Origin of the sequence: Intrasporangium sp. (assembly GCF_051961875.1) — a bacterium.
GTDB lineage: Bacteria > Actinomycetota > Actinomycetes > Actinomycetales > Dermatophilaceae > Intrasporangium_A.
In genome coordinates this window covers 1-3,420 of record NZ_JBQCCV010000306.1, presented here as the reverse complement: position 1 = coordinate 3,420, position 3,420 = coordinate 1, and the positions used below count along the sequence as shown (strand labels likewise).

The window sequence follows — 3,420 nt, the reverse complement described above, 5'->3', positions numbered from 1 at the left end:
CGCCTTGTCCTTGTGGACGATGGCCGAGAAGGCGTCGACCTGCTCGCCCTGCAGGAGGATGTCGACCTTGACGAGGTCGGCCACCTGCTCCCCGTCCGGCTCGTAGTCGAGCGAGGCGTAGCCCCGCGTCCGGGACTTCAGCTGGTCGAAGAAGTCGAAGACGATCTCGGCGAGCGGCAGCGTGTAGCGCATCTCGACGCGGTCCTCGGACAGGTAGTCCATCCCCCGCAGCGTCCCGCGCTTGGACTGGCAGAGCTCCATGATCGCCCCGATGAACTCGCTCGGCGCGAGGATCGTCGCCCGGACGACCGGCTCGCTCACCTCGGCGATCTTGCCGTCGGGGAACTCGCTTGGGTTCGTCACGTGGACGTGGCTGCCGTCGTCGAGCGTCACGTCATAGACGACGTTCGGCTGGGTGGAGATGAGATCGAGGCCCCCCTCGCGCTCGAGCCGCTCCCGGACGATCTCGAGGTGGAGCAGGCCGAGGAAGCCGCACCGGAAGCCGAAGCCGAGCGCGGCCGAGGTCTCCGGCTCGTAGACGAGCGCGGCGTCGTTGAGCTTGAGCTTGTCGAGAGCGTCGCGCAGGGCGGGGTAGTCCGACCCGTCGATGGGATAGAGCCCCGAGAAGACCATCGGCTTCGGGTCGCGGTATCCCCCGAGCGCGTCACGCGCCGGCCGGCTCGAGTTCGTCACCGTGTCACCGACACGCGACTGGCGCACGTCCTTGACCCCGGTGATGAGGTAGCCGACCTCACCCACCCCGAGGCCCTTCGAGGGCACCGGCTCGGGGCTGATGACGCCGATCTCGAGCAGCTCGTGGGTCGCCTTCGTCGACATCATGAGGATCCGCTCGCGCGGGTTGAGGTTGCCGTCGACGACACGGACGTAGGTGACGACCCCCCGGTAGGTGTCGTAGACCGAGTCGAAGATCATCGCGCGGGCCGGCGCCTGCGGGTCGCCCGTCGGCGCGGGGAGCTTCTCGACGATGGTGTCGAGGAGCGCCTCGACGCCCTCGCCGGTCTTCCCGGAGACGCGGAGGCAGTCCTCCGGCTCGCCGCCGATGAGCCGCGCGAGCTCGTCGGCGTACTTCTCCGGCTGGGCTGCCGGCAGGTCGATCTTGTTCAGCACCGGGACGATCGTGAGGTCGTTCTCCATCGCGAGGTAGAGGTTCGCGAGGGTCTGCGCCTCGATGCCCTGAGCAGCGTCGACGAGCAGGACCGCCCCCTCGCACGCGGCGAGCGAGCGGGACACCTCATACGTGAAGTCGACGTGCCCCGGGGTGTCGATCATGTTGAGGGCATACGTGATGTCGGCGCCTGCCCCGTCCTTGGCCGTCCACGGCATCCGCACGGCCTGGCTCTTGATCGTGATGCCGCGCTCCCGCTCGATGTCCATCCGGTCGAGGTACTGCGCGCGCATCGAGCGCTCCTCGACGACACCGGTGAGCTGGAGCATCCGGTCGGCGAGCGTCGACTTGCCATGGTCGATGTGCGCGATGATGCAGAAGTTGCGGATCAGGTCCGGCGGCGTTGCGTTGGGCGCAAGCGCGGAGCGGGCCATGGGCGACACGGTGGGACAGACCTCGCAGACAGGGGTTGGGGGCTCTCGCGGGGGCCGTCGCCCCCGAGGGGTCAGTCTCCCACGCTTTTCGGGTATGCCGCTCACCCCCTTCGCGTGCCAGGCCGACTCCCGCCGGGCGCGTCGTCAGTGCTGAGGTCCGCTCGCGTCGAGAGGCCGCTTCACGACGAAAGGCCTCCGCGCCCCGTCGCCGCCGTTAGCGTGTGCCGATGGACGGATACGTCATCAACCGACCCGACGGGCGGGACGGCGGCGAGCACTGGACGGACAACTACGAGCGCCTTCCGGGTGGCGCGGGCCTGTCTCTCATCCTCGAGTGGACGGACCGTGAGGGGGCCGGTCCCCGGTTGCACCAGCACACCTACGCAGAGACGTTCGTCATCCGGCGCGGCTCCGCAACCTTCACGATCGGCACCGAGCAGGTCGTCGGACGGGCCGGCCAGATCCTCGTCGTGCCGAAGGACACGCCGCACAAGTTCTCGACCGGTCCCGACGGGTACGAAGCGCTCCACATCCACGCCAACGACCATTTCGAGACCGAGTGGCTCGAATGACGTGCTGACGATCGGGCCGATCCCTGGCGGCCCTGCGCGAGAATGACCGCCATGCGACCGAAACCGATGGCCCGACTCGCCGCTCCCCCGGGATCGCAGGTGCCGATGCGACGGGCGGTCCGGCACCGCCTCGAGATCCTCGCCCTCGTCGTCGCCATCGTCACCTCGATCCTCGTGTTGTTCTGGGCCCTCTCCGAGTTCGTCGCGGCCGCCGCCGAGGATCGCGACCCCGACATCTATGCCGTCCTGCTCGTGCTCGCTCCCCTGCTGGTCTGGTTCGCGCGCGGGCAGTTCTGGGCGCAGCAGCGTCTCAACGGGATCAAGCTGACCGTGGAGCAGTTCCCCGAGGCGCACGCCATGCTCGTCGACGCAGCGGCCCGCTCCGGCCTCCCCTACGTCCCCGATGCCTACGTCGTGCTCGGGAACGGGATCATCAACGCCGCCGCCTCGGGCCACGGGTTTCGCCGGTTCGTCGTCGTCTACAGCGACCTGCTCGAGGTCGGCGGGGCGGCGCGCGACCCGGACGCCTTGCGCTTCGTCATCGCCCACGAGGTGGGTCACATCGCGGCCGGGCACACCAGCTACTGGCGCGTGCTCGGGACGTTCGCCTCGCAGTACATACCCTTCATCGGGACGACCCTGAGCCGCGCCCAGGAGTACACCGCGGACAACTACGGCCACGCCATCGTGCCGCAGGGCGCGAGACTCGCGATGGCGACGCTCGCCGGTGGCAAGTACCTCAACCGTTCCGTCGATGTCGACGCGATGGCGGACCGCGCCGTGACCGAGCCGGGCTTCTTCGTCTGGATGGCCAACGCCCTGTCGACGCACCCCGTCCTGGTCTGGCGCATGCACGCGCTGCGCGACCGGCGCCGACACGGCAGGCTCCTCTGGCGCCCGCGAGACCCCTGGCCCTGGCGCCAGCCCGTCGACCCCACGCAGCACCGGCTCCCGGCCCACGTCGGTTTCCAGCCCACCCCGATGGTCGAGGTGGCCGGCATCGACCGGCGCGCTACAGGCCTCGAGCCCGCCTTCACCGTCAAGGTGCCCGCCGATGAGACGCAGGACGTCGACGGCGAGCGCTGAGTCCGCGAGCCGTGCGGACCACTTCCTACCGCGGCCGCGGAGCCCGCACACGGCAGTTGGGGCGAAATGCCGTGAGGGTGCCTCAGGCGCGGCGCCGCTCCAGGGCCGCCGACCACACCGCGACGCCGACGCCGAGCACCGCGAGGCCGGCACCGACGCGGCTCGGCGCGCCGTAGCCCCAGCCGGCGGCGAGGACGACCGA

General features: G+C 70.0%; 3 protein-coding genes. 2 read left to right on the top strand and 1 reads right to left on the bottom strand.

Features of this window, described 5'->3' with window-relative positions; genetic code table 11:
• A partial coding sequence (gene lepA, locus ACTHJJ_RS18775; protein WP_440304469.1) for a translation elongation factor 4 occupies positions 1-1,560 on the bottom strand: 1,560 nt, incomplete at its 3' end.
• A gap of 227 nt (positions 1,561-1,787) precedes the next feature.
• On the opposite strand from lepA, the gene ACTHJJ_RS18770 reads away from it, so the two are divergent.
• Together ACTHJJ_RS18770 and ACTHJJ_RS18765 are read left to right on the top strand one after the other, a co-directional pair.
• Positions 1,788-2,132, top strand: coding sequence for a cupin domain-containing protein (locus ACTHJJ_RS18770; RefSeq protein ID WP_440304468.1), 345 nt, complete (start codon positions 1,788-1,790; stop codon positions 2,130-2,132).
• 51 nt (positions 2,133-2,183) lie between these two features.
• On the top strand, positions 2,184-3,218 hold the full coding sequence (locus ACTHJJ_RS18765; RefSeq protein ID WP_440304467.1) for a M48 family metallopeptidase: 1,035 nt from the start codon (positions 2,184-2,186) through the stop codon (positions 3,216-3,218).
• Positions 3,219-3,420 lie beyond the last annotated feature (202 nt).